The following is a 26,222-nucleotide window of genomic DNA, read 5'->3' as shown; positions in this document are numbered from 1 at the left end:
GGTTTTGATTATTGTTAAATATTCAATTCCCATAAGATTGTTACAAAAATCCGCTGAATTTAGGTTTACGTCAATTTTGATTGTTACCAAAAAATCCGACAATAAGCCAGTTCATTTGCCCGTTTTTTATATTCAGCTTGTTGCGCTATAGGAATAAAAAAACGGTTTTTTTCTATCTCTTCGCACTCTTTTACATCACGTTTAATTTGTTCTGCTTCTTCTTTTGAAATTCGAAAGAAAACTGTATTAAATATACCGATTTTTGAATAGTTATCACCATGAAAAGTCACTCTGTTTTCTAAACCAAAATTTCTTTCTGATGGATAAGCGAGTCCATCGAAATTGTCTTGGGGTTTTGTGACTTTTCGCATCGCAATGGTTTGATCATTACCATAAACATAGTTTTCATTAATAAAGTAATTATCCCCTTGTTTACTTATTTCAACAAGATTGGCATAGGTTGCAGTATATTTAAAATCGGGACCACCTTCTACCCAAAAACCAATAAATTTATCGTTATTATTAGAATTATTAGACTCCTGTTCAGAGCATGCTGTTATCAATAATATCATAAAAATGAGTGATAAAAATTTCATTGAATATCCTTATATTAATAGTGATGTAATGCTCTTAAAAATTCTTGTCTGGTACTTGGATTGGTTTTAAATCCGCCACCCAGTGCAGTCGTGGTTGTCATACTGCTTGAATCTTTAATGCCTCTGGCTTTCACACAATAGTGAGTCGCATCGATTGAGACCGCCACATTTACTGTGCCAAGTAAGGTTTGAAGGGCAACAAGTATTTGTTGAGTTAACCTTTCTTGTACTTGTGGTCGCTGTGAAAAAAATTCAACAATTCGATTAATTTTGGATAAGCCAATAACTTTATCTTTAGGGATATAAGAGACGGTGGCTTTGCCGTCAATGGTGACAAAATGGTGTTCGCATACACTGGTTAAGGTAATATCACGAACGGTGATCATCTCGTCGACTTGCATTTTATTTTCAATGAGTGTGATTTTGGGAAAATTTTCATAATAGAGCCCAGAAAAAATCTCATCAACATACATTTTAGAGACACGATGTGGTGTTTCGGCAAGACTGTCATCAGTAAGATCCAACTCCATTAATTTCATGATCTCACGAAAATGTTCTTCGATTTTTGCCTTGCGCTCACTATTATCCATTGCTAAACGACAAGAAGGGGTTTCAAGATTTTTAGCTGCCAGTGCATCTTTAACTTTTTGTGCAGCAAGACTTAACTGTGTCATTAATCGTATACTCAGGTTAAAAAAGATACAGTATTATATAATACTCATTTTGCAATATACAGTTTTTTAAGTTAAAACTTTCTATTAAAACATTGTGTAAATATGAAAGATTTTTACATTTTATTGTTGTAGATAATAAGAATATTGTTGTTAATTGGGGTATACTGTTAACCATTATAGCGAATAACCTTTGGGTAATACTAATGCCAAATAAAACACCAATTATCCTGATTGATGGATCTTCTTATCTCTATCGTGCTTTTTTTGCATGTCCGCCGTTAACCAATGCCAAAGGTGAGCCAACAGGGGCTATTTTTGGTGTCATCAATATGATCCGTAGTCTGATTAATCAGTACAATCCGACACATATTGCTGTTGTTTTCGATGCTAAAGGCGGCTCTTTCCGTAACGAAATCTATAGTGAGTATAAAGCCACACGTGAGGCAATGCCGGAAAATCTTCGTCCGCAAATTGAACCAATTCACACTATTTTAAAAGCTATGGGGCTGCCTTTACTCTGTATTGAAGGTGTGGAAGCGGATGATGTGATTGGTACATTAGCAAGGCAGGCTGAAAAAGAGAATCTGGACGTTTTAATCAGTACCGGTGATAAAGATATGGCACAGCTTGTCAGTGATAAAATTACCCTGATTAATACCATGAATAATACGGTGCTTGATCCGAAAGGCGTGATGGAAAAATTTGGTGTGCCACCCGAAAAGATTATTGATTATTTAGCATTAAGAGGCGATTCGTCTGACAATATCCCAGGAGTTCCGGGAGTAGGTGAAAAGACGGCTCAAAGTTTATTAACTGAATTTAACAGTGTTAAAGATATCTATCAGCGTTTAGATGATATTGAAAAATTATCAATCCGTGGCGCAAAATCGTTAAAACAAAAATTGATTGATAATCAGAAAGAAGCCGAGTTGTCTTATTTGTTGGCAACGATTAAAACCGATGTGCAATTAGATTTTACTAATGAACAGCTCATGTCGAGCGATATGGATGTTAATGCATTAAACGAATTATTTGCTTATTATGGCTTTCATCGTTGGCAAAAAGAGTTGATATCGGGCAGTTTTTTAAAAAATCAAAAAGCATCAGCGGTCAATGTGAACCAGAATATGCCGTTATTGGCGCAAGAACATTCATCCGCCAAAAATAAGCAGACTGATTATCAATGCATTTTGACTGATAAACAATTAGATCAGTGGGTAACCAAATTATCCCAAAGTCAACAATTTGCATTCGATACTGAAACGGATAATGTCGATCATGTGCATGCTAAATTAGTCGGGCTTTCGCTCAGTATCACTCCGTATGAAGCAGCTTATATTCCGCTTGCTCATCAATATCTTGGTGTTCCCGAGCAGTTACCGCTTGATAGCGTGCTGGCGAAATTAAAGCCAGTGCTTGAAAATCCGAAGATTAAAAAAATCGCGCAAAATGCTAAATTTGATTACAGCGTACTGGCTAACTATGGTATTAAAGTACAAGGTATTGCCTTTGATACCATGCTTGAATCGTATGTACTAAATAGTACAGAAAGACACGATATGGATAGCATGGCTAGTCGTTATTTGAATCATAAAACCATCACTTATAATGAGCTAACCAAGCAGGATAAAAAACAAGTAACGATTGATGCTATTGATGTTGAAAAAACGACACAATACGCAGCAGAAGATGCAGATATCACGTTACAATTACATGAAAAACTGTGGCCAGAGTTAGAAAAAGATTCAAAATTAACTAAACTGTTTACTGATATTGAAATGCCTTTAGCCATTGTGTTGGCTGAAATGGAAAGAACAGGGGTATTGGTTGATGCTAAACAGTTAAATGATTATTCCCATGAACTTGCCAAACAGTTAATGGCGACGGAAGCCGAACTTCAATCATTGGCCGGTGAAAAATTTAATCCTGCTTCACCAAAGCAGATTCAAGCAATTTTATTTGATAAGCATCAATTGCCCGTATTGAAAAAGACGCCAAAAGGTGATCCGTCAACCAGTGAAGATGTGTTGAGTGAATTGGCTAATGAGTACGAATTACCGCGTATGATTCTATTTTATCGTGGACTGGCCAAGCTTAAAAATACCTATACAGATAAATTACCTTTAATGATTAGTCCTATCGATCATCGTATTCATACAAATTATAATCAAATTGGGACAGTAACAGGACGTTTATCTTCCAATGATCCTAATTTGCAAAATATTCCGGTACGCAATGAAGAAGGGCGTCGAATCCGCCAAGCATTTATTGCACCAGAAGGGTATAAGATTATTTCTGCTGACTATTCACAAATTGAATTACGCATCATGGCACATCTATCGCAAGATAAAAGTTTACTCAACGCGTTTGCCCATGACAAAGATATCCACCGTGTGACGGCGAGTGAAGTATTAAGTAAACCTGAATCAGATGTGACGTCGGAAGAACGTAGACGCGCTAAAGCAGTCAATTTTGGTTTGATTTATGGAATGAGTGCTTTTGGCTTATCAAAACAAATCAATATTCCTCGAAAAGAGGCGCAATTTTATATCGATCGCTATTTTGAACGTTATCCGGGGGTACAAACTTACATGGAAGAGACCCGTCAATTGGCAGCACAGCAAGGTTATGTCGAAACCTTATCTGGTCGACGTTTATATCTGCCTAAAATCACCTCGACTAACGGCATAGAAAAACGAGGAGCCGAACGAGCAGCAATTAATGCGCCAATGCAAGGTACAGCGGCGGATATTATTAAAACTGCGATGATAAAAATGAGTGATTGGATTAACAACCAACCGTCTGGCAATATTAGAATGGTGATGCAAGTACACGATGAATTAGTGTTTGAAGTCAAACAAGAATTGGTTGATAAGTACAGTGCGCAAATCAAATCCATTATGGAAAATTGTTATCAATTATCTGTGCCATTAAAAGTTGATGTTGGCGTCGGTGATAATTGGGATGAAGCACACTAATTTTTCATCAGCATTAGTAAATTATAAGATGTTTACGGTTTTAGATTTAAATGCAAGCTTAAGCTTAAACATCTTGAAAATTTGTGATCGATTTTAAGGCGTGAATAGGCTATTGCTCAAACCTTTTAGCGTGTTAGAATAAGTAACGAAACTGAATTTATATCAAAATGTTATTATTCTGGTTAGTTAGTTAACCGAATTGAATAAAAGAGCGCAGTTAACGCTTTTTTCGTTTACGTGCTCTTTTTTATTATTATTAGGATTATTTCATGAAAATTAAAACCCGTTTTGCACCAAGCCCAACCGGTTATTTACATGTTGGAGGAGCACGTACTGCGCTCTATTCTTGGCTTTATACCCGTCATGCACAAGGTGCATTTGTCTTGCGTATTGAAGATACTGATCTAGAGCGTTCAACGCCAGAAGCCATTGAAGCGATCATGGAGGGAATGAATTGGTTAGAATTATCATGGGATGAAGGTCCTTATTTCCAAACTAAACGTTTTGATCGCTATAATCAAGTGATTGATGAAATGCTTGCCAAAGGAACAGCTTATCGTTGCTATTGCTCAAAAGAACGCCTTGAAAAATTACGGGAAGAGCAAATGGCTAAGGGCGAAAAAGCCCGTTATGATGGTCATTGTCGTTGTGATGAAGTCCAAAAACAACATAACCATAGTGAACCGCATGTTGTCCGTTTTGCCAATCCGATTGACGGTATTGTCGTATTTAACGATTTAATCCGTGGTCCTATTGAGATTGCCAATAAAGAGCTTGATGATTTAATTATTCGACGAACAGACGGTTCACCAACTTACAATTTTTGTGTTGTAGTGGATGATTGGGATATGGAAATTACGCATGTGATTCGTGGTGAAGATCATATCAATAATACACCTCGTCAGATTAATATTCTCAAAGCATTAGGCGCACCGCTTCCTGAATATGGTCATGTATCCATGATTTTAGGAGATGACGGGCAAAAATTATCTAAACGTCATGGTGCGGTGAGTGTTATGCAATACCGTGATGATGGCTACTTACCGGAAGCTTTACTCAATTATTTAGTACGCTTAGGCTGGTCACATGGTGATCAAGAGATATTCTCCGTGCCTGAAATGATTAGTTATTTTACATTAGATGCAGTAAGCAAATCAGCTAGTGCGTTTAATACTGAAAAATTATTGTGGTTAAATCATCATTATATTAATCATTTAGATGCTGATTATGTCGCTCAACATTTAGTTTGGCATATGAATCATCAAGGCTATGATTTAACACAAGGCCCGGATTTAATCACAATTATTAAATTGTTTGGTGAACGTTGTAAAACACTTAAAGAAATGGCGGAATCATGCCGTTATTGTTATCAAGATTTTGATGATTTTGATGCTGATGCCGCTAAAAAACATTTGCGCCCCGTAGCTAAAGAGCCGTTAGAACTCATCAAAGCTAAAATTGGTGCAATTGCTGATTTTGACTGGCAAATTGATAAAATTCATCATGCTATTGAAGCCACGGCGACTGAACTTGATGTTGGAATGGGTAAAGTGGGGATGCCATTGCGTGTTGCAGTAACAGGAATTGGGCAATCGCCATCCGTGGATGCAACGGTATTTGCCATTGGCAAAAAACGAACACTATCTAGAATTGATAAAGCATTAGCTTATATCGCACAGCGAGAACAGTCACCAGCGTAATATTATTGTATTGCCGAGCAACACTCGGCAATAAACCTTGCTAAGTAGAGAGTTTATTTATGGCTCGCTTGAAAAAACGCTATTGGTTTTCATTTATTTTTATGCTGATTATTTCATTGCTAGGTCTGTTTGGATGGCATTATTGGTTGTCTTTTAAGCAAAAAAATCAGTTAACCTTAGATTGGCATGGCTTCAATATTAGTTTGGATGGGCTATCATTTGATACTTTTACCGTTTCTCAGCAATCACAATTATCCTTAACGGCAAAAAATTTGCATGTTTCGTGGTCAAATCTATCAGCAGAAAATGTAGATATCTATTGGCAGCCCGTTAACGCTAAAGTAGAGAATATTAGCGATCATGGAGTTGATGGCGAGGCTGATCATCTTGATCGATCTGAATTTGATACCTCATCTTTTTCATCAATGTTGTATTGGTTACCTAAAGCTATTCATATTCATTCGTTGCGATTTTATCAAAACAAAGTGCCTTTGTTTGATATCAAGCTAGATATGAATAAACAGCCACAAGCTATACAGCTTGAGTTATCCACCAATACCCAATATGCTGCAAAGTTATCGACTGTTTTACAATTTAATGAAGCCGATTCCCGTATTGAGATTCAACATGGCATGTTAACGACCTCATTAGCTCAATTTGGCATACAAAATAGCGATTTATCCTTACCGTTTAAAGGATCGATAACTCAAAAACAGCTTACACTAACCAATTTGGATAATGCGTCATTTAGCTTAAAAAAAGCGAATGTTTCGGAAGATTTCATTGTTAATGATCTAAGAGGAAATATCCGCTTTCAAGTTCAGTCACCGCTTCCATTTCAATTGAATCAAACCTCAGCGACAGGTCAATTAACGATTAGTGAGTTTAATGGTCTTTATAAAAATAGTGAGATTAAATCGGCAACAGGTAATATTAATCTTTCGGTTAACAACAATAATTTTACGCTTTCCACATCTGATTTACATATCCAAGAAATCAATCTTGGCATCGGTTTTGAAAAAGTTAATGTTGCTGGCGCTTATTCATCAACTTTAACTGCTCCGACAAGAGGCATCATTACGTGGAAAAAATTACAAGCGAGGCTATTTTCTGGTCAGCTGTTTGTTGATAAAGGAAAATTGAATTTAACCAGATTGCCTCAACAAATTAATGTCAGACTAAAACAAATACAGTTAAAAGATGTGTTAGCCAAATATCCGGTTGAAGGGCTTGCCGGTAATGGGGCGATAGATGGCATCTTACCAATTACATTAAGCGAAGTTAAAAACAACAATGAGCTATCATATAAGTTGGTAATTAAAAATGGTCAACTAGTTTCAACTAATCAGGGTGAATTACAGTTTGAAAATTCAGCGCTAAAAGATTATGTAAAAAATAATCCAAATATGAAAATACTCACTGATATTCTTAAAAATTTTCATTATACTAAGCTATCGAGTAAAGTTGATTACGCTAATGATATTGCTAAGTTGGGTCTGACTATTCAAGGAAATAATTTAGATGTGCAAAATGGTAAAGCGGTGAATTTAAATATCACGCTTGAAGAAAATATCGCTAAATTAATGACCAGTTTACTCTTATCAGACCAAATTAGTGAACCGATTCGTAAACGAATTGAAGCACGATTGAAAAAAAATCATGATAAATGAAAGAGGCTATTTTTATGATACGGAATGTGATTGCAGTCATGGTAGTGAGTAGCGTATTAATGGGATGCTCACCGACGGTTAGAGTTCAGGCTCCCAATGAACCAATAAACATAAATCTAAATGTTAAAATAGACCATGAAATCAACATAAAGGTTGATAAAGCGTTAGACAATGTAATTAATAAATCTGGTTTATATTAATTATTTATTAAAGATTCACGGTTATATTTTGGTTGGCGTTGTCAAAAGTGAATTAAAAGTGTAAATCACTTTGGCGTTAATGAAATATAAAGTATTTATTAAAGGGGTTATTATGACTATTTATAAAAAGTTAACGATTGCATTATTAACAGCAGCTTTATCTTTACCCGTGTTTGCATTAAATTTAGATCAAGCGATTAACGCATTAAGTCAAGCAAAAGCAAGTGGTTTAGTGGGCGAACAAGAGGATGGCTATTTAGGTGTAGTTAAAAACGAAAGCAATGCAAGTGAAATAGCGCAACTCATTAATCAAGCGCGTAAACAAGAATATCAAAAAGTTTCTGCTGAAAGTAACGTTCCTTTGAACGAAGTTGAAGTGAGAGCAGGAACAAAAGCTCAGGAAAAAACACCTGCTGGACAATTTATAAAACAACAAGGTCAATGGAAAAGAAAGTGATGATGTCATAAAGTCGTTAAGTTCTTTTTGCAACGATAGGAAAAGTATCACGACTTGGGACTTTAATTGTTTATAAATAGTGTGTATGCTGTCTACCTTTATTATTTGCGCTTTAAGCTGGGTAAGAATAAAGGGCAAAGTAATTTAAAATTAAAAAAATTTTTCAAATTTTCATATAGTTATTTTTACGTACAAATAGTATCGCGTTTGCGATTTTAAGTGGAGAAAATCAATGTGTTCGATTTTAGGTATTCTTGATATTAAATCAGATCCGGAACAACTACGAACAAAAGCATTAGAACTATCAAGTCTACAGCGTCATCGTGGACCGGATTGGTCTGGTATTTTTGCTTCTGATAAAGCAATTCTTGCTCATGAACGTTTATCAATTGTAGATGTTAATACAGGATCTCAACCGCTTTATAATAAAGATAAAACTCTCGTTTTAGCGGTAAATGGCGAAATTTATAATCATCAAGAACTCCGAAATCAGTACAAAGATCGCTATGAATTCCAAACAGGTTCTGATTGTGAAGTCATCTTAGCGCTCTATCAAGAAAAAGGAATTGATTGTCTTGATGAACTACAAGGTATGTTTGCTTTTATTCTTTATGATATTAATAAAGGCACTTACTTTATTGGTCGTGATCACATTGGTATTATCCCGATGTATATGGGACACGACGAAAATGGTACATTCTATGTCGCCTCTGAGATGAAAGCGTTAGTACCCGTTTGTAAAACGATTGAAGCTTTTCCTCCTGGATGCTATTTATCGAGCACTGAAGGTGAAATTAAAACCTACTATAAACGTGATTGGATGGATTACGAAAATGTCAAAGATAATAAAACAGACATTAATGCGCTTCGTATAGCATTAGAAGAGTCTGTTAAAAGCCATCTTATGTCAGATGTGCCTTATGGCGTTTTATTATCTGGTGGGCTTGATTCTTCCGTTATTTCGGCAATCACTAAAAAATTCTCAGCGCGTCGTGTTGAAGATCATGAAAAATCTGAAGCTTGGTGGCCACAATTGCATTCATTTGCAGTGGGTTTAAAAGGTGCGCCAGATCTTAAAGCAGCACAAGCGGTTGCCGATCATCTTGGTACAGTTCACCACGAAATTAACTTTACTATTCAAGAAGGTATTGATGCCATTCGTGATGTCATTTATTTTATTGAAACTTATGATGTCACAACTATCCGTGCTTCTACGCCAATGTATTTAATGGCAAGAAAAATTAAAGCAATGGGTATTAAAATGGTGTTATCTGGTGAAGGAGCTGACGAAGTATTTGGTGGTTACCTCTATTTCCATAAAGCGCCAAATGCTAAAGAGTTCCATGAGGAAACAGTGCGAAAATTAGCCGCGTTACACATGTATGATTGTGCACGTGCTAATAAAGCGATGGCGGCATGGGGCGTTGAAGCTCGTGTTCCATTCCTTGATAAGAAATTCTTAGATGTGGCAATGCGCCTTAATCCGAAAGATAAAATGTGTGGTAGTAACGGAAAAATGGAAAAACACATTGTTCGTGAAGCATTTGAATCTTATTTACCTGCGTCTGTGGTTTGGCGTCAAAAAGAGCAATTCTCTGATGGTGTTGGATATAGTTGGATTGATACTTTAAAAGAGATTGCAGAAAGCAAAATCACGGATCAACAATTGGAAAATGCAAAATTCCGCTTCCCTTATAATACGCCAACATCGAAAGAAGCTTACATGTACCGAGAAATTTTTGATGAGCTATTCCCCGTTGAAAGTGCAGCACATTGTGTGCCGGGTGGTCCAACTGTTGCTTGTTCTACGGCAAAAGCGATTGAATGGGATGAGTCATTCAAAAATCTTAATGATCCATCAGGCCGTGCGGCAGTAGGTGTACATAATGATGCTTATAAAAAATAAGCGTTAAATGTTGTTATTCATTGATATAAAAAAACGGGGAAATTACCCCGTTTTTTATTGCTCTCATCACTTGTTTTAATAACAGCGACAATTAGTGAGCAGCGCCTTTAGGTGTACCAATTGGTAAAATAGTGCGTCCGTATTGTTCGTTAAGTACTTCAGCCATTGCTAAATAAATCGCACTTGCACCACAAATAATCCCTTCAAAGCCTGCGATATGAATGATGCTGTGATTACCAGAAATATTACCAATTGCTAATAAAGCAAACAGGACAGTTAAACTAGCAAAAACAAATTGTAATACTCGATTACCTTTTAACGTACCGATAAACATGAATGCGGTGAAAATCCCCCATAATGCGAGGAAGATACCAACAAAGGTTGCATCGGTTGGTGCTGTTGCTGGGGAGGTTGGTAAATACCAAATGCCAACAAGCGCAATCCAAAAGAAACCATATGAAGTAAACGCTGTTGTCCCAAAAGTGTTACCTTTGCGAAATTCTAAAATTCCAGCGATCACTTGTGCTAGTCCACCATAAAAAATACCCATAGATACGATTGCTGTCATCACAGGGAAAAATCCCGCATTATGAATATTCAATAAAATGGTTGTCATACCAAATCCCATTAGTCCTAGTGGACCTGGATTTGCAAGTTTAGTTTGTTCCATAAGGATCCTATAAAATGTGTCTTAATAAAAAAAGAGCGGCAATAATAAGTGTAGAAAACTTTATAATCAAGATTTATGCAAAAATAATTTTTCATTCCCCCCCTTGATATTAATAATAATGTTCCCATCTATGTGGAAACACTAACATTTCTTTGACTAAATTAAAGACTTGAAAATCACAATTTCAGTCTTATATATAAGAAATAAAATACAGGTTTTGAGGAGAAAAGATTATGGGTAAAATTATTGGTATCGATTTAGGTACAACAAATTCATGTGTTGCAGTAATGGATAATGGTCAAGCTAAAGTTTTAGAAAATGCTGAAGGCGACCGTACAACCCCGTCGATTATTGCTTACACACAAGATGGTGAAATTTTAGTTGGTCAACCAGCAAAACGTCAGGCAGTAACAAATCCACAAAATACATTATTTGCCATTAAACGTTTAATTGGTCGTCGTTATGAAGATGCTGAAGTACAACGTGATGTGGGTATTATGCCATATAAAATTGTTAAAGCTGATAACGGCGATGCATGGGTAGATGTAAAAGGTCAAAAAATTGCGCCACCACAAATTTCTGCTGAAGTACTAAAGAAAATGAAGAAAACTGCAGAAGATTATCTTGGTGAGCCAGTAACAGAAGCGGTTATTACCGTTCCAGCTTATTTTAATGATGCTCAACGTCAAGCAACTAAAGATGCGGGTCGTATTGCTGGTCTAGATGTTAAACGTATTATTAACGAACCAACAGCCGCTGCACTTGCTTATGGTTTAGATAAAGATGTGGGTAACCGCACAATTGCAGTCTATGACCTTGGTGGCGGTACATTTGACATTTCAATTATCGAAATTGATGATGTCGATGGCGAAAAAACTTTCGAAGTATTAGCAACTAATGGTGATACTCACTTAGGTGGTGAAGATTTTGACTCTCGATTAATTAACTATTTAGTTGATGAGTTTAAACGTGAACAAGGTTTCGATCTTAAAAATGATCCACTTGCAATGCAACGTTTAAAAGAAGCAGCAGAGAAAGCAAAAATCGAATTGTCATCAGCGCAACAAACGGATATCAACTTACCTTATATCACAGCTGATGCATCAGGCCCTAAACATTTAAATATCAAAGTGACACGCGCTAAACTTGAATCTTTAGTCGAAGATTTAGTTAAACGCTCTATGGAACCAGTGAAAACAGCATTAAAAGATGCAGGTCTTACTGTTTCTGATATTAAAGATGTGATTTTAGTTGGTGGTCAAACCCGTATGCCAATGGTACAAAAAGCGGTTGCAGACTTCTTTGGTAAAGAACCACGTAAAGACGTTAACCCTGACGAAGCAGTAGCAGTAGGTGCTGCGGTACAAGGTGGGGTATTAGGTGGTGATGTTAAAGATGTATTATTACTTGACGTTACACCATTGTCTTTAGGTATCGAAACGATGGGTGGTGTAATGACTACCTTAATTGAGAAAAATACGACTATTCCAACTAAACATAGTCAAGTGTTCTCAACGGCTGAAGACAACCAATCTGCGGTAACGATTCATGTATTACAAGGTGAGCGTAAACGTGCTGGTGATAATAAATCACTAGGTCAATTTAACCTTGATGGTATTCAAGCTGCACCACGTGGTATGCCACAAATTGAAGTGACCTTTGATATTGATGCCGATGGTATCTTACATGTATCAGCAAAAGATAAAAATACTGGTCGTGAACAAAACATTACCATTAAAGCTTCTTCAGGTTTAAGTGAAGAAGAAATCCAAAAAATGGTCAATGATGCGGAAGCGAATGCTGAAGCTGATCGTAAGTTTGAAGAGTTAGCACAAGTACGTAACCAAGCAGATCACCTTGTTCACTCAACTCGTAAACAAGTGACTGATGCAGGCGATCAATTATCTGCTGATGATAAAAAAGCGATTGAAGATGCGGTAACTGCATTAGAAAATGCTGCTCGTGGTGAAGATAAAGCTGAAATTGAAGCTAAAATCAATGCGTTAATGGAAGCATCAAAAAAATTACTTGAATTAGCTCAACAACAAGCTCAAGCAGATCAATCTGCAGGTCAAGCAAATAATGGTAGCGCTTCGGCACAAGATGATGTTGTTGATGCTGACTTCAAAGAAGTTGATGATGATAAAAAATAATCGTTAAATAAAATGTTTTTTAATGAGTTATTTCAACGAGTTTTAGACATGTAACACATTAAACGGGCGCGAGGTAACTCAAGCCCGTTTAGTTGTTTATGCAATAAAAAATAAAGGTTAATTATGGCGAAGAAAGATTATTATGAAACATTAGGCGTGAGTAAAAGTGCCAGTGAAGCTGAGATAAAAAAAGCCTATAAACGCCTAGCCATGAAATATCATCCTGACAAAAATCAGGATAATAAAGCTGAAGCAGAAGCGAAATTCAAAGAAGTTAAAGAAGCTTATGAAGTATTAACCGATTCGCAAAAGAAAGCGGCTTATGATCAATATGGTCATGCAGCCTTTGAACAAGGGCATGGCGCAGGCGGCGGTGGTTTTGGTGGCTTCGGTGGTTTTGGCGGAGGTTCTGCATTTGATGATATCTTTAGTGATTTCTTTGGTGGTGGTCGTGGACGTAGTCAAACTTCCTCACGCGGTGCGGATCTGCAATATAATATCTCGTTAACACTGGAAGAAGCTGCTGCAGGCGTCAGCAAAGAGATAAAAGTACCGACTTGGGTAACTTGTGACGTTTGTCATGGACAAGGAACTGAAAAAGCCTCAGATGTAATGACGTGTGAAACCTGTCATGGTGCAGGTGTTGTACAAATGCGACAAGGTTTCTTTGCTGTGCAGCAAGAGTGTCCAACCTGTCATGGTCGGGGTAAAGTAGTAAAAAATCCATGTAAAAAATGTCATGGTGAAGGACGAGTTCAGAAAACTAAAACGCTTTCTGTAACGATTCCTGCCGGAGTTGATACCGGTAGTCGTATTCGACTTTCTGGAGAAGGTGAAGCAGGTTTAAATGGCGCACCAGCTGGTGATTTATATGTTCAAATGCAAATTAAACCACATGCCATTTTTGAACGTGATGGTACTAACTTACATTGTGAAATTCCAATTAATATTGCTTTAGCATCGCTAGGTGGAGAAGTAGAAGTACCAACACTTAATGGTAAAGTAAGCTTAACTATCCCTGCTGAAACACAAACAGGTAAAGTGTTCCGCTTACGAGGTAAAGGCGTTAAATCGTTACGTGGAAGTTCAATTGGTGATCTTTATTGCCATGTGGTTGTTGAAACACCAGTTAATTTAACCAGTAAACAGAAGGAATTGCTTAAAGAGTTAGGTGAAAGTTTTAAAGCCGATAAAAGCTCTAAGCACAGTCCAAAAGAAAAAAGCTTTTTTGATAAAGTGAAGAAGTTTTTTGGTTAAAAAGACGGATTTTCTATAAACGAGATTAGTTTTGCTAATCTCTTTTTTTTATGCTTTTATCTTTGATTTTATTAGATGCTATTACCATAATGTTTAAACATACTCTTTATTATCTACTTTTCGCTGTTTTAAGCGTTATATCTTCTCAAATTTAGTAGTACAGCTGTATAAATGCTATTAATAGGTATCCTTCAAGAAGGAAATCTATTGAGATATCGATCGATTTGATTAATCAGAAGATGCAATTAATGCAACTCTAGAAACTAATAAAAACAGAATTCATTGCCAGAATATAGTTAACAGTTGTTAGAAGTAGGTTGTGGCTTGGTAAAGATGAGGTATTAGCCATTTATCTTGCTCAGTATATCGCAAGACAAAATAAGATGCTTTCTATATATTTAATGTGATTTCGTTCCAGTTTGATCACACGATTGAGGCTGGGTTGATTGAGCTGATGAATAACAGATAAAAATAAACCCAGTAAGTACTGGGTTTGTATAATGTGTTATCAAAAATTACATTTTAGTTGTAAATGTACGAGCGATAACGTCGCGTTGTTGTTCTGCTGTTAATGAGTTGAAACGTACCGCATAACCAGAAACACGAATAGTTAATTGTGGATATTTTTCTGGGTGTTGTACGGCATCTTCAAGTGTTTCACGACGAAGTACGTTAACATTTAAATGTTGTCCACCTTCAACTTTGATAGTTGGTGCAATATCTAAAGGAATTTCACGATATTCAAACTGACCAAGTTCAGCTGTTGGAATAACTTGATCTTCTTTATATACTGATTTAGCTGCGACACAACGCGCTTCATTAGTTGAGTCATCTAATAACCAAAAAGAATTAAGAAGTGCTGAGTTGTCAGCTTTAGTAATTTGGATACCTGTAATCATTTTAAAACCTCCTATGAGCGTTATTGCCCCTAAAATATTAGGGTTAATATAACACTTATATAATTTGATTAAAGTCAAAAAAAGCTATTAATACGATAAGCAGTACCTTTTATTTAACTTTTAGAGCACTATAGGTTATGATGAGTAAAAATGAGAATTTTTTAGCAAGATATATTCAGTAATTTTTACGGCGTGGACAAACTATGACAACACAATTAACATGGCATGATGTTATTGGTACTGAAAAAGACAAACCTTATTTTCAAAAAATCATGCAATTTGTTACCGCTGAGCGTAATAGCGGTAAAATCATTTATCCTCCTCAACACGATGTATTTAATGCATTTCGTTTTACTGCTTTTAATGACATCAAAGTTGTCATTTTAGGTCAAGATCCTTATCATGGACCGAATCAAGCACATGGACTTTCCTTTTCCGTGTTACCGGGAGTTAAACCTCCTCCTTCGTTACTAAATATTTATAAAGAGTTATCTACCGATATTCCTGGTTTTCAGATCCCTTCTCATGGTTATTTAGCATCTTGGGCGACTCAAGGGGTACTTTTGCTTAATACGGTATTAACGGTGGAAGCTGGTCAAGCTCATTCACATGCCAAAATAGGTTGGGAGACTTTTACCGATAATGTCATAGCAGCTATAGACAAACATCTTGAGGGAGTGGTGTTTCTGTTATGGGGATCACCTGCGCAAAAAAAAGGGCAATTTATTAATCGGCAAAAGCATCATGTATTAACTTCTGTGCATCCTTCACCTTTATCAGCCCATCGTGGATTTTTAGGTTGTAAACATTTTTCCAAAGCTAATGATCTTATTGTGCAACAAGGTAAAGCAGCTATTGACTGGCAACCTAAATTACCTTGAAATTAGACATAATTATATAAATTATTGGGTTTTTTGAAAGCGATTTAGAAGTGAAGTTAAACTAAAAATAGTCAATACGATAATGTGTTGTTAATATTCTCATCAGGTTAGCTGATGAGAATAAAAAAACTTACTGAATCCCTTTAGGATTTTCGCCATATTGGTTGCTACCAGGTGTTGAATCTGTAGCTAAGTAAACTATATTCATAACAGGAACCAAAAGCCACCAACCTGGTTTGTCTGTATCGTGTAAACGGCGAACACCAACTGATATACATGGTAGTAATAACGCTAACTGAACAATGTATGCAATATAGCCTAATGGAGCAAAGATAAAACTTAGCAATGCAGAAACTATTGAAACAGCTACTACTATGATGCAGTATATTAAAGCAAACATCCAATATTCTTGACGCCTTGCTCGACCATTAAAATTAAAATAATTTTCTTTTGTTAAACAATTAATAAACCAGTTCATCCTATTAATTTCCTTTAAAATTTTATAATTAACATTTAAAAACCACCTTACTAAGGCGGCTGGTTATTCTAATCAAAAAAATTACATAAAACAAATTTTTCATCAATTTTATACTTTTTACATATTATTATCTTTTTTAGTTTTATAAAACTTAGCAATTTAATTTGAGTTTTCTCTCGCTTCTATCTATGTTAAAATCACCCCTCAGTGGTTATTTAAAGTGACCAAAATCTTTCAGCAAAATAACACTGAGGCCCTCCATGAAAATAGTTGAAGTTAAACACCCTCTTGTACGTCATAAAATCGGTTTAATGCGCGAACATGATATTAGTACTAAAGACTTTCGTGCGCTTGCCAGCGAAGTTGGTAGTTTATTAACTTATGAAGCCACGGCTGACTTACCTACTGAAAAAGTGACCATTGAAGGTTGGTGTGGACCCGTTCAAATTGAGCAAATCAAAGGTAAAAAAATAACTGTAGTACCAATCCTTCGTGCCGGTTTAGGTATGATGGATGGTGTGCTTGAGCATGTGCCTAGTGCTCGTATTAGCGTCGTTGGGTTTTATCGTAATGAAGAGACCCTTGAGCCAGTCCCTTATTTTCAAAAATTAACGTCGGACATTGCGGAACGAATGGCTTTGGTTGTTGACCCTATGCTAGCAACGGGTGGTTCAATGGTGGCGACGATTGATTTATTAAAACAAGCAGGGTGTAAAAATATTAAAGTATTAGTTTTAGTGGCTGCACCTGAAGGTATCAAAACATTAGAAAAAGCCCATCCAGATGTTGAACTCTATACAGCATCCATTGATGAACGGTTAAATGAACAAGGTTACATTTTACCAGGACTTGGCGATGCTGGAGATAAAATATTCGGCACTAAATAAAATTTCATTTTTTAAACCGGCTTAGCCGGTTTTTTTATGCTTAAAAAATGAGTTTAAAAGATTAAGTTGAAGTGGAGATGATCAACATGTCAAATAAAATAAATGATATACAAAAATCTAAAACATCACAGGAGAAACCTGCTTGGCAAGATATTTTTACTGGTGCACAAATGCTCTTTGTTGCTTTTGGTGCGTTAGTATTAGTGCCACTATTAACGGGTTTAAATCCTAATGTCGCATTGTTTACAGCGGGTATAGGCACATTATTGTTTCAACTCACCACGAAAGGCAAAGTACCGGTATTTTTAGCTTCCTCATTTGCCTTTATTGCACCGATCTCTTTTGGTGTAGCTCAATGGGGGATTCCTGCAACTCTGGGCGGATTGGTTGCAGCAGGATTTGTGTTTATGTTTTTTGCTTTATTAGTCAAACTAAATGGCAAACATGTTATTGATCGTATTTTACCGCCAGTGGTAACTGGCCCTATTATTATGGTCATTGGTTTATCTCTTGCGCCTGTCGCAGTGGGTATGGCAATGGGTAAAGATAGTGGTCTTCAGGTTAAGGATTATCAATTAATTATGATTTCAATGGCCTCATTATTGACTACGCTGATTGTGGCAATTTGGGCAAAAGGGTTTTTCAAACTTGTTCCAATTATTGCAGGTATTGTCGTTGGTTATGTGATGTCTTGGATAATGGGTATTGTCAACTTTCAACCGGTTATTGATGCGCCATGGTTTAAGATACCGGATTTCACTTTTCCTGAATTTCATTGGCAAGCTATTTTATATATGATACCTATTGTTATTGCACCAACGATTGAGCACGTTGGTGATATTATGGCGATTAGTTCTGTTACAGGCAAAGATTATACTCGTGAACCGGGATTACAACGCACACTTTTGGGGGATGGGTTAGCAACTTCGACCGCAGGCTTTTTTGGTGGCCCGCCTTGTATTACCTATGCAGAAGTGATTGGGGCCGTCACCTTAACACGAAACTTCAAAACTCGTGTAATGACATGGGCAGCAATTTGGGCGATTTTAATGTCATTTATTGGTAAAATTGGCGCATTTTTGAGTACTATCCCAACTGTTGTCATGGGCGGAATTATGGTGCTTTTATTTGGTTCGATTGCATCCGTTGGCATTAATATATTAATCAAACATAAAGTTGATCTTTCCGTTTCGCGCAATATGTGTATTGTTTCATTAGTGTTGGTGTTTGGTATTGGTGGGATGATTTTTGATTTTGGTTCTTACGCATTGCAAGGGATAAGTTTATGTGGCATTTTAGCTATTTTATTGAATTTAATCTTACCTTATCCGAGCAAAACAGTAAAAACTGATTAAGATTAATAGATATCACGGTTAACGAATTAATTGTTAACCGTGATAAATTAAACTAAAGAAAGGGCGCGATATTTTCATAAAATATATCATTCATTTATCAATAAAAAGTGAGTAGACACTCACTTTTTTTAGTTTCTGGTTAATGACTAATGACATGTTATTCGTCGTTTTTCTTAATGGATAAGAAACTTATCCTAATTTTACATTAAATAAAGTTTAATTTTTAGTCCTGATTTTATCACGATGAATGACTATGTTGAGTCCCATTTCTGTGGTTGGTAAGTGATAACTTATTTAATTTTGTAGATTTTAAGAAAATATCATTATTTTTCTGTATTTTATTTATACTGATTCAATTTAAAAAATATTGAATTGTTGAAATACGCTTGATTAAGATGAACTCACATTTTTAGTTGCATGAAAAACATTATTCAGTTTGTATAGAAAAGTCAGTAATGGCTTACTTAATTATTAACAAATTGATAAGCATAAAATATTTTATGAATTTTGGGTATGGTGGAAAGCTAAACTAGAATTATTTTTAGTTGTATAAAAGATATTTGCATTACAATAAAAAACTCACTTATTTGTTGAGATAAGTGAGTTTTCAATAGTAGAGTATCTTATTTTATTGGACGCATGGTTGGGAATAAAATGACATCACGAATAGTATGACTATTCGTAAATAACATCACCGTTCGGTCAATACCAATGCCTAATCCAGCTGTCGGTGGTAATCCATGTTCTAAAGCCGTAATATAATCTTCATCATAGAACATTGCTTCATCATCACCGGCATCTTTTTGTGACACTTGATCAGCAAAACGTTGAGCTTGGTCTTCCGCATCGTTAAGTTCTGAGAAGCCATTGCCAATTTCACGTCCACCAATAAAGAACTCGAATCGGTCTGTAACAAATGGATTTTCATCATTTCGACGAGCCAGTGGTGATACTTCAGCAGGATATTCGGTAATAAATGTCGGTTGAATCAGATTGGCTTCAGCAACCTCTTCAAAAATTTCAGTCACAACTCGACCAAGTCCCCAACCTTTTTCAATTTTGATACCTACTGCGCTAGCAATGGCACATGCTTTATCAAAATCATCCAAATCAGCATTATTGGTTTCTGGACGATAATGGCATATAGCTTCACGCATAGTCATTTTAATAAAAGGTTTACCAAAATCGAAGGTATGTTCACCATATTGAACAACGGTATTACCCGTTACAGCGATTGCCAGACGGCGGTATAATGCTTCAGTTAGCACAATCAAATCTTTATAATCAGCATACGCCATATACATTTCCATCATGGTAAATTCTGGATTATGTCTTGGCGATACCCCTTCATTACGGAAGTTACGATTAATTTCAAAGACACGCTCAAAACCACCGACAACCAGACGTTTTAAGTAAAGTTCTGGTGCGATACGTAAGTACATATCTAAATCAAGGGCATTATGATGCGTAATAAACGGTTTTGCTGACGCCCCACCAGGAATAACTTGCATCATCGGTGTTTCAACTTCCATAAAGTGATTTTCAAGCATGAAATTGCGAATTTCAGTTACCACTTTTGAACGAGCGATAAATGTATTTCTCGACTCTTCATTTGTAATGAGATCCAAGTAGCGTTGACGATAACGCATTTCTTGATCTGCAAGCCCATGGAATTTATCCGGTAATGGACGAAGTGCTTTAGTTAATAAGCGAATTTCTTCACAGTGAATAGAAAGTTCGCCAGTTTTAGTTTTAAATAAATAACCTTTAGCACCGACAATATCCCCTAAATCCCATTTTTTAAATTGCTCGTTATAGTAATTTTCGGGGAGATCATCACGCGTTACATAAAGTTGAATTTGCCCAGCAACGTCTTGTAAAGAGACAAAAGAAGCTTTACCCATTATACGGCGCATCATCATTCGACCGGCGACAGTGACAGTAATTTTATTCTCAATTAATTCTTCGTTGGTTTTATCGTCATACAATTTATGAAGATCACTTGAAATAGCATCACGACGAAAGTCATTTGGGAAAGCAATGCCTTGCTCGCGAATATTTGCTAGTTTTTCACGACGTATAGTTAGCTCGTTATTTAACTCTTCAATATGGTTTTGTTGCTCTTGCTGTGTTGACATAATTTTACCTTTTATTTATCACCAAGCAGTTTATAAACCTGCTTTTAAGCTTTCTTCAATAAATTGATCTAAATCACCGTCTAAAACGGCCTGAGTGTTGCGTGTTTCAACGCCGGTACGCAAATCTTTGATTCTTGAATCATCAAGCACATAAGAACGGATTTGACTACCCCAACCGATATCCGATTTGTTCTCTTCCATCTGTTGCTTTTCAGCATTTTTCTTCTGCATTTCAAGCTCATACAGTTTCGCTTTTAACTGTTTCATTGCTTGATCTTTATTACTATGCTGAGAACGATTATTTTGACACTGGGTAACAATTCCCGTTGGTATATGCGTAATTCGAACAGCAGATTCGGTTTTATTGACATGCTGTCCACCAGCACCTGATGCCCGATATACATCAATACGAAGATCGGCAGGATTGATATCGATATCAATATTATCATCAATTTCTGGATAGACAAAAACAGAAGCAAATGATGTATGACGGCGATTACCCGAATCAAAAGGACTTTTTCGTACTAAACGGTGGACGCCTGTTTCGGTACGTAACCAACCGTAAGCATAGTCGCCTGATACTTTAATGGTCGCCGATTTAATTCCTGCAACATCACCATCAGATACTTCCATGACTTCTGTTGTAAAGCCTTTAGATTCTGCCCAGCGTAAATACATTCGCAGTAACATTTCAGCCCAATCTTGTGCTTCAGTCCCCCCAGAACCTGACTGAATATCTAAATAACAATCTGCGCTATCGTAATCGCCTGAAAACATTCGACGAAACTCTAGCCCAGCCAGTTTTTTTTCTAACTGTTCAAGCTCTAGATTTGCTTCATCAAACGTATCTTGATCGTCGGCTTCAATGGCAAGTTCAAGCAAACCTTCAACATCGTCAAGGCCTTGAGTTAAAGAATCTATTGTATTGATGATTTCATCAAGCGTTACCCGCTCTTTGCCTAACGCTTGTGCTTTTTCGGGATCTGCCCAGACTTCAGATTGTTCTAATTCGGCATTAACTTCTTCAAGTCGCTCTTTTTTTAAATCATAGTCAAAGATACCCCCGAATCACATCAGTGCGCTCGGTAAGTTCGGCTATTTTGGATTTTATCGGATTAATTTCAAACATGTATTATTTAGTTCGGTTTTGCGATTTTCAATTAATCGCCCATTGTAGCGGATTTAAGTATAATTTAGCAATTGCCAATTTGCAGATACGATGATTGGTAAATAATACCAATAAATAAAAATGACGCATTAAGCGTCATTGATAATTGAGTAACTATACTAAAAACAGTTATTTTTTTGCTTGAGCATATAACTCAGCAACTTTATCCCAGTTAATTACATTCCAAAATGCACCAATATAATCAACACGACGATTTTGGTATTTTAAGTAATATGCGTGTTCCCAGACATCTAATGTTAAAATAGGCGTACCTGAAACACCTGAGAATTTTTCGCCCATGACAGGAGAATCTTGGTTTGCGGTTGAAACTACTTCAAGTTTACCATTTTGTAACACTAACCAAGCCCAACCAGAACCAAAACGAGTGGCTGCTGCGTTTGAAAATTTTTCTTTGAATGCGTCTACAGAACCGAAATCTTTTTCAATAGCGGCTTTAAGTTCACCTTTAAGCTCGGTACCAACTTTAAGTAATTCCCAAAATAGGGTGTGATTAACGTGACCACCCACATTGTTTTTGATACCTGTTAGTTTATCAGCTGGCACTTTATCTAAATTTTTAAGTAAAGTTTCAGGACATAATTCTTTAAGTTCTGCCGGTAAAGTCTCTAAGAGCGCATTTGCATTATTGACATAAGTTTGATGATGTTTGTCATGATGAAGATGCATCGTTTCCGAGTCAATATACGGTTCTAATGCGTCATAAGCATAAGGTAGAGGTGCAAGAGTGTAAGCCATGAAGATACTCCTTTCAAAAATTAGATATTCGTTATTGCTATATTTTACAGAGTATACGGTCAAATTGCTTATCTCACAATCTATTATTTGAATAGTTCAGAACTATTTAATGATTGGATAATCAATAAGTCAAATTGCCTAATTGACAAAGCCCTCCACCAATATCTTTCCCAATCTTACCATTATGCAAAAAAACGACCTTCTAAAAAACTTACGATTTTCCATCAGTTAATTTTACGTTTTAAGATTAAATACTCTTTATCTAATTTTAACCTCAATTTACTTCGTTTTTCGGGGTTGTCTACTTTTAATATTTTGCATAATTTCGAACAACCAACCATGAACGATAATAGAATTTAATTTGTAGAAGCAGACAGATAGTATTGACTCAGCTTATCCAAAAAAACAAAGAGTTTATAATTCATTTTACTATAATCATGTAGACGTAATTTTTCCTCTGTATCAACAAAACGAGATTTAGCCGCTTGACTAAGGTCATTTTGCGAATGGGCAATCAACTTTTCAACTACCTCATGGGTTAACTCCATATGACATTGGAAACCATAAACCAATTTGCTATAAGCAATAATTTGTCGAGGACAGCCTTCACTATAAGCAATGATTTGCGCATTTTGCGTTAAACCTGGCATATCATTGTGCCAGTGACCTACTGCTAGCGTATCGCCGAAATGAGAAAAAAGCGGATTTTTTTTGCCTGCTTCCGTTAAGGTAATGGGGAATTTACCGATCTCTTTTTCAGGACTATGCTCGAAATGAGCACCTAGCGCTTCGCCAATTAATTGGGAACCAAGACAAACGCCAATCACGATTTTATTCGCTTTAATTGCTGATAAAATGAAGGTTTGTTCTGCTAATGAATCAAAATGTGCACACTCTTGTTTCGTTGTAGCAGGGGATTGTGGGCCGCCCATAATAATAAGAAAATCAATGTTATCTATCCTTTCAGGAAGTGGCTCGCCCAGATAAACTCTTGAATAGGTAACCGTATGAAGATGTAACTTAGCCCATTGTTCATAAGCACCTGGTGCTTCAAACTCTTCATGAAGAATAAAATGGATATGCATGGATAAAAATTTCCTTTCTTATTAATTTAACAATAATATTATAGATAAATTTTAAACATTTAAAGTGTTATCAAAAGTATTATGGGTCACAATTTTTTTAAAATATTATTAACCATTTTACTTTAAACACAATATTAAAATTTGAAAAGGAGTGTAATTTGTCGGAAATAAAAAAACCTGCTATAAGCAGGTTTTAATAATTCGGTAAGTTGGCTCCTCCAACTGGACTTGAACCAGTGACATACGGATTAACAGTCCGCCGTTCTACCGACTGAACTATGGAGGAACCGAAATGTAGCGCGCATATTATAGATTAAATGGCGCTATGTCAATAGTTAAATTGTATTAAATGCTTTTTCGTTTTAATAACCTCCCTTTATTTTATTCAAGTGTTAGGATTGTCTTGAATAATTCCGTTTGCCTTAAGAGTTGTTGAGGATGAGATCCAAGCTGTTGTTCTGGGATCTTCTCTTTTAGCGAATGATAATAATCGATCCAATAAGGTAAAACTTGATGGGTCGTTAAATCTCTAAAATTCATCGGATATAAAGTAAAATAACTTTCATTGTGTTCGTTTCGAAAAGCGTAGGTAATGAGTTCACTGCAATAAAGTCCAGCTGTATTTGGACGAAAGCTAGGGTTGTAAGGTAGACCAATACATTTTTTAGCTCGCTTGATGGCATTTTCAATCAACGCTAAATTATCAATTCGACCAATGATATTAAATTGCGCTGCATTGATAAAATGCGTCAGTGTTTGGTTAATGACCCCGTATTTTGGCGTTGCTTCAATAACGATATTATTTCCAATATATAATCCTACATGATTGATATTATTGGTTAACTCATCCACGTTACGTGTTGCACCAGAACAGGTGACAGCATCATTAAAGTCATTAACCTCGTTCAGACACTGGAAAATAATATCGCCTTTTTTTAAATCAGTGATTTTTAGCACGGTAACGCCATAAAAGGAACATGACTGAAGTTGCTATGATAAACTTAAGTGCATCAAATCCTGCAAAAGGGAGATATCCGAGTTTTATTGCTTCAATGAGGTTAATATGTAAATAACCAGCTAGATAAAGAACGCCAAATACAAAGATTAATAAATGTGCACAAGCGAATGCGATTAATCCTAAAATAAAATGGCGATCATAACCTTTTTCAGCGGCAAAGCCGGCTAAATAAGCACTAAATACCGCCCCATATAAATAACCGGCAGAAGGGGAATGTAAAGCTATCATGCCACTACTTCCGTTGGCAAACAATGGTAATCCTATCGCACCTAAAAAAAGATATTGAATTATCGCTAATGCACCTAATTTACGTCCTAAAAACGCACCAATAAGGAGTATTGCTAAAGACTGTAAAGTAAAAGGAACAGGATAAGTTGGAATGCTAATGTTAGCGGCTAGTCCTAATAATAATGCCGCACTTGTTGTTACAAAGAGTTTTCGTTGCCAAGAGGATAGCTTAAATAGCGTTGTAATAAATGTTGGATAATATGGGGTAACTTGATGTTTCATAATAATTATACCTTGCTTTTATGTGTAAATATTTTGCTAATAATATAGCAAAGTTTTATTATGTAAACTTATTTTTTATAGAAAGGTTTACTTTTGAGAGGGTTATCACACTCTATGAAAAATGAATGTGATAACAACCGCAATATTTTGATTAAACTAAGAAAGGATTATTCATGCGCTCATGGCCAAAGCTAGACATAGGGCCATGTCCGGGAACAAAAACGAAATCATCACCAAGTGGTAATAATTTATGTTTAATTGAAGAAATCAAATCGGCATGATTGCCTCTCGGAAAATCTGTTCTTCCTATACTACCGTTAAATAACACATCACCAACAAAAGCGATTTTATCAGAATGATTAATAAAAACGATATGACCGGGTGTATGACCTGGGCAATAAAGTACATCGAGTGAAATATTGCCGACTTTGATTTTATCTCCTTCTTTTAACCAATGATCCGGTAAAAAGGGTTCAATATAAGGAAAACCAAATTGAATACATTGCTGAGGTAATCCACTAAATAAAAATTCATCTTCTTGATTTGAGCCGATGATTTTTACATCATAATGTTTTGCTAATTCTACAGCCGCGCCAACGTGATCCAAATGTCCATGCGTTAATAGGATTTGTTTAATATTCACGCCCAGTTTTTCCACGGCTTTTTTGAGTAATTCGGGTTCACCACCTGGATCGATAAAGGCTGCTTCTTTTGTTTCATCACACCAAATAATGCTACAATTTTCCTGAAAAGCAGTAACCGGAATGATTTGGTATTGAAACATAT

At 36.1% G+C, this 26,222-nt stretch carries 23 protein-coding genes and 1 tRNA gene; 11 read left to right on the top strand and 13 right to left on the bottom strand.

What is annotated here, in order from left to right:
• Positions 1-83: 83 nt before the first annotated feature.
• Together ACGH47_RS05175 and folE are read right to left on the bottom strand one after the other, a co-directional pair.
• Positions 84-596: a hypothetical protein gene (locus tag ACGH47_RS05175; RefSeq protein WP_411622885.1), complete on the bottom strand. Its 513-nt coding sequence runs from the start codon at positions 594-596 to the stop codon at positions 84-86.
• A 14-nt stretch (positions 597-610) separates the two neighbouring features.
• Entirely contained in the window at positions 611-1,270 is a 660-nt protein-coding gene (gene folE, locus ACGH47_RS05170; RefSeq protein ID WP_220216270.1) for a GTP cyclohydrolase I FolE, read from the bottom strand.
• Between the two features lie 203 nt (positions 1,271-1,473).
• Here folE and polA point away from each other — a divergent pair, with 203 nt between their 5' ends.
• The 6 genes from polA to asnB all read left to right on the top strand — a co-directional run bounded on the left by polA (position 1,474) and on the right by asnB (position 10,181).
• Positions 1,474-4,248, top strand: coding sequence for a DNA polymerase I (polA, locus tag ACGH47_RS05165; protein WP_411622884.1), 2,775 nt, complete (start codon positions 1,474-1,476; stop codon positions 4,246-4,248).
• A gap of 269 nt (positions 4,249-4,517) precedes the next feature.
• Positions 4,518-5,948 (top strand): glutamate--tRNA ligase, encoded by a 1,431-nt coding sequence (gene gltX / locus ACGH47_RS05160; protein WP_411622883.1) that lies wholly within the window; start codon positions 4,518-4,520, stop codon positions 5,946-5,948.
• 59 nt (positions 5,949-6,007) lie between these two features.
• Positions 6,008-7,618: a YdbH domain-containing protein gene (locus ACGH47_RS05155; RefSeq protein WP_411622882.1), complete on the top strand. Its 1,611-nt coding sequence runs from the start codon at positions 6,008-6,010 to the stop codon at positions 7,616-7,618.
• A 14-nt stretch (positions 7,619-7,632) separates the two neighbouring features.
• On the top strand, positions 7,633-7,818 hold the full coding sequence (locus tag ACGH47_RS05150) for a YnbE family lipoprotein (RefSeq protein WP_065558684.1): 186 nt from the start codon (positions 7,633-7,635) through the stop codon (positions 7,816-7,818).
• 112 nt (positions 7,819-7,930) lie between these two features.
• Entirely contained in the window at positions 7,931-8,275 is a 345-nt protein-coding gene (locus ACGH47_RS05145) for a YdbL family protein (protein ID WP_220216274.1), read from the top strand.
• A 232-nt stretch (positions 8,276-8,507) separates the two neighbouring features.
• Complete coding sequence (gene asnB, locus ACGH47_RS05140) at positions 8,508-10,181, top strand: asparagine synthase B (protein ID WP_220216275.1); 1,674 nt, start codon at positions 8,508-8,510, stop codon at positions 10,179-10,181.
• Positions 10,182-10,272: 91 nt separating this feature from the next.
• Here asnB and satP read toward each other — a convergent pair whose 3' ends face one another.
• Complete coding sequence (gene satP / locus ACGH47_RS05135) at positions 10,273-10,851, bottom strand: acetate uptake transporter (RefSeq protein WP_411622881.1); 579 nt, start codon at positions 10,849-10,851, stop codon at positions 10,273-10,275.
• A gap of 233 nt (positions 10,852-11,084) precedes the next feature.
• On the opposite strand from satP, the gene dnaK reads away from it, so the two are divergent.
• Both dnaK and dnaJ read left to right on the top strand, forming a co-directional pair.
• The gene (gene dnaK / locus ACGH47_RS05130) at positions 11,085-13,004 is read left to right on the top strand and encodes a molecular chaperone DnaK (RefSeq protein WP_065558514.1); all 1,920 of its coding nucleotides are present in this window, start codon (positions 11,085-11,087) and stop codon (positions 13,002-13,004) included.
• A 123-nt stretch (positions 13,005-13,127) separates the two neighbouring features.
• Complete coding sequence (dnaJ, locus tag ACGH47_RS05125) at positions 13,128-14,261, top strand: molecular chaperone DnaJ (protein ID WP_411622880.1); 1,134 nt, start codon at positions 13,128-13,130, stop codon at positions 14,259-14,261.
• 515 nt (positions 14,262-14,776) lie between these two features.
• Here dnaJ and grcA read toward each other — a convergent pair.
• Complete coding sequence (gene grcA / locus ACGH47_RS05120; RefSeq protein ID WP_220216278.1) at positions 14,777-15,160, bottom strand: autonomous glycyl radical cofactor GrcA; 384 nt, start codon at positions 15,158-15,160, stop codon at positions 14,777-14,779.
• A gap of 203 nt (positions 15,161-15,363) precedes the next feature.
• Here grcA and ung point away from each other — a divergent pair, with 203 nt between their 5' ends.
• Positions 15,364-16,041 (top strand): uracil-DNA glycosylase, encoded by a 678-nt coding sequence (ung, locus tag ACGH47_RS05115; RefSeq protein WP_411622879.1) that lies wholly within the window; start codon positions 15,364-15,366, stop codon positions 16,039-16,041.
• 130 nt (positions 16,042-16,171) lie between these two features.
• On the opposite strand, the gene ACGH47_RS05110 is transcribed toward ung, so the two are convergent.
• Complete coding sequence (locus ACGH47_RS05110; protein ID WP_267379573.1) at positions 16,172-16,519, bottom strand: DUF805 domain-containing protein; 348 nt, start codon at positions 16,517-16,519, stop codon at positions 16,172-16,174.
• A gap of 260 nt (positions 16,520-16,779) precedes the next feature.
• On the opposite strand from ACGH47_RS05110, the gene upp reads away from it, so the two are divergent.
• The gene (gene upp, locus ACGH47_RS05105) at positions 16,780-17,406 is read left to right on the top strand and encodes a uracil phosphoribosyltransferase (protein ID WP_065558519.1); all 627 of its coding nucleotides are present in this window, start codon (positions 16,780-16,782) and stop codon (positions 17,404-17,406) included.
• Between the two features lie 86 nt (positions 17,407-17,492).
• A complete protein-coding gene (locus ACGH47_RS05100) occupies positions 17,493-18,761 on the top strand; it encodes a uracil-xanthine permease family protein (RefSeq protein WP_411622878.1) in 1,269 nt (422 codons plus the stop codon).
• Between the two features lie 623 nt (positions 18,762-19,384).
• Here the strand turns inward: ACGH47_RS05100 and lysS are convergent.
• The 8 genes from lysS to ACGH47_RS05060 all read right to left on the bottom strand — a co-directional run bounded on the left by lysS (position 19,385) and on the right by ACGH47_RS05060 (position 26,220).
• Positions 19,385-20,899 carry a lysine--tRNA ligase gene (gene lysS / locus ACGH47_RS05095; RefSeq protein ID WP_411622877.1) on the bottom strand — a complete coding sequence of 505 codons (1,515 nt, stop codon included), beginning with the start codon at positions 20,897-20,899 and terminating at the stop codon, positions 19,385-19,387.
• A 30-nt stretch (positions 20,900-20,929) separates the two neighbouring features.
• A protein-coding gene (gene prfB / locus ACGH47_RS05090) for a peptide chain release factor 2 (protein ID WP_324101002.1) occupies positions 20,930-22,028 on the bottom strand; the annotation gives its coding sequence in 2 pieces (ribosomal slippage) (positions 20,930-21,952 and positions 21,954-22,028; 1,098 coding nt in all).
• A 168-nt stretch (positions 22,029-22,196) separates the two neighbouring features.
• Positions 22,197-22,823 (bottom strand): Fe-Mn family superoxide dismutase, encoded by a 627-nt coding sequence (locus tag ACGH47_RS05085; RefSeq protein WP_220216282.1) that lies wholly within the window; start codon positions 22,821-22,823, stop codon positions 22,197-22,199.
• Between the two features lie 356 nt (positions 22,824-23,179).
• Positions 23,180-23,908 carry a type 1 glutamine amidotransferase gene (locus tag ACGH47_RS05080; RefSeq protein ID WP_411589568.1) on the bottom strand — a complete coding sequence of 243 codons (729 nt, stop codon included), beginning with the start codon at positions 23,906-23,908 and terminating at the stop codon, positions 23,180-23,182.
• A 210-nt stretch (positions 23,909-24,118) separates the two neighbouring features.
• Positions 24,119-24,194 (bottom strand) — tRNA-Asn (locus ACGH47_RS05075).
• A gap of 95 nt (positions 24,195-24,289) precedes the next feature.
• On the bottom strand, positions 24,290-24,865 hold the full coding sequence (locus ACGH47_RS05070) for a YiiX/YebB-like N1pC/P60 family cysteine hydrolase (protein WP_411622876.1): 576 nt from the start codon (positions 24,863-24,865) through the stop codon (positions 24,290-24,292).
• Positions 24,849-25,436: a biotin transporter BioY gene (locus ACGH47_RS05065; protein WP_267358952.1), complete on the bottom strand. Its 588-nt coding sequence runs from the start codon at positions 25,434-25,436 to the stop codon at positions 24,849-24,851. The genes ACGH47_RS05070 and ACGH47_RS05065 overlap by 17 nt, the downstream gene beginning before the upstream one ends.
• A gap of 151 nt (positions 25,437-25,587) precedes the next feature.
• Positions 25,588-26,220, bottom strand: coding sequence for an MBL fold metallo-hydrolase (locus tag ACGH47_RS05060; protein ID WP_267358950.1), 633 nt, complete (start codon positions 26,218-26,220; stop codon positions 25,588-25,590).
• Between the last annotated feature and the right edge of the window lie 2 nt (positions 26,221-26,222).

It is taken from the genome of Gilliamella sp. CG16, assembly GCF_046635785.1.
GTDB lineage: Bacteria > Pseudomonadota > Gammaproteobacteria > Enterobacterales > Orbaceae > Gilliamella > Gilliamella apicola_I.
The sequence above is the reverse complement of the archived record's forward strand: the minus strand, read 5'-3'. Positions and strand labels throughout refer to the sequence as shown.